The 996-nt window shown below is 68.5% G+C and carries 2 protein-coding genes; one reads left to right on the top strand and one right to left on the bottom strand.

All coding sequences use genetic code 11. From position 1 onward, the window contains the following. Window positions 1-150 precede the first annotated feature (150 nt). On the top strand, window positions 151-792 hold the full coding sequence (gene pgsA / locus RDU12_RS04010) for a CDP-diacylglycerol--glycerol-3-phosphate 3-phosphatidyltransferase (RefSeq protein WP_300290012.1): 642 nt from the start codon (window positions 151-153) through the stop codon (window positions 790-792). 13 nt (window positions 793-805) lie between these two features. Here the strand turns inward: pgsA and RDU12_RS04015 are convergent. After that, window positions 806-996 (bottom strand): S46 family peptidase (locus RDU12_RS04015; protein ID WP_308684133.1); only part of this gene is annotated, 191 nt, incomplete at its 5' end.

The following is a 996-nucleotide window of genomic DNA, read 5'->3' on the forward strand; positions in this document are numbered from 1 at the left end:
GCCGCCGGCGACCTGGTCCTGACCGGCCTGCATTTCGGCATCGCCGACGGCATCCTGCGCGCCCTCTCGGGTCCCGGACGCTTCGAAGCGCTGTAGCCTCGCCTCGCGCATCGAAGCGTGGCACATCGGCGTTGAAGCAGGATGTCCGACATGACCCCCACGCACCACGCCAACCCCATCCCCAACATCCTGACGGGCCTGCGCCTGATCGCCGGGGTGGTGATGTTCCTGATCCTGGCCGGCGCCGCGCCCCAGGGCCTGCCGCTGCTGTCGGACTATCTCAGTCCCGACGACCAGTTCCGCTTCGGGCGGACCGCCTTCGTCATCTTCGTGGTCGCGGCCTCGACCGACTGGGTCGACGGCTTCCTAGCCCGCCGCTGGCATTCCACGACCCGCTGGGGGGCCATCCTCGACCCGATCGCCGACAAGGTGCTGATCACCGGCGCCATCCTCGGCGTGCTGGCCTGGGGCTCGGTGCCGCAGGCCGCCATCCCCTGCGGCCTGATCCTGTTCCGCGAGTTCGCCGTCTCGGCCCTGCGCGAGACCGTGGCCGGCAAGGTCAAGCTGCCGGTGACCCTGCTGGCCAAGTGGAAGACGACGCTGCAGATGCTCGCCCTCGGCGCCCTGCAGCTGGCCCTCGTGCCGCTGTGGGAAGGCTTCGGCCTGCCGCTGGAGTGGCTGCCCCAGTTCCAGACCTTCGCCTATGTCCTGCTGTGGATCGCCGCCATCGTCACCCTCTGGACCGGCTGGCAGTATTTCTCAAAGGCCCAGCAGAAGATGAGCCAGCTTTAGAGCGGAACGGGGGTCACTCGACCCCCAGCTCCTCCACCAGCCGCTCCATGCCGTAGACGTCCCGCAGCGCCGCGGTCACCGCGCCGGTGGTCACGATCACCGAGCGATTGACCCTGACGTCATAGCCATAGGCGTTGCGCTGGGTCAGGACGGTGGAGTCGAAATTCGCGCCGAGGATCTCGCCCGCCTCATTGACCACCGGCG

The sequence above is a fragment of the Brevundimonas sp. genome, from assembly GCF_031082345.1.
In the GTDB taxonomy this organism is placed as follows: domain Bacteria; phylum Pseudomonadota; class Alphaproteobacteria; order Caulobacterales; family Caulobacteraceae; genus Brevundimonas.

What these genes read in the sequence shown, in the direction of transcription:
- pgsA (WP_300290012.1), top strand. Translation starts at nt 151, where the DNA reads ATGACCCCCACGCACCACGCCAACCCCATCCCCAACATCCTGACGGGC.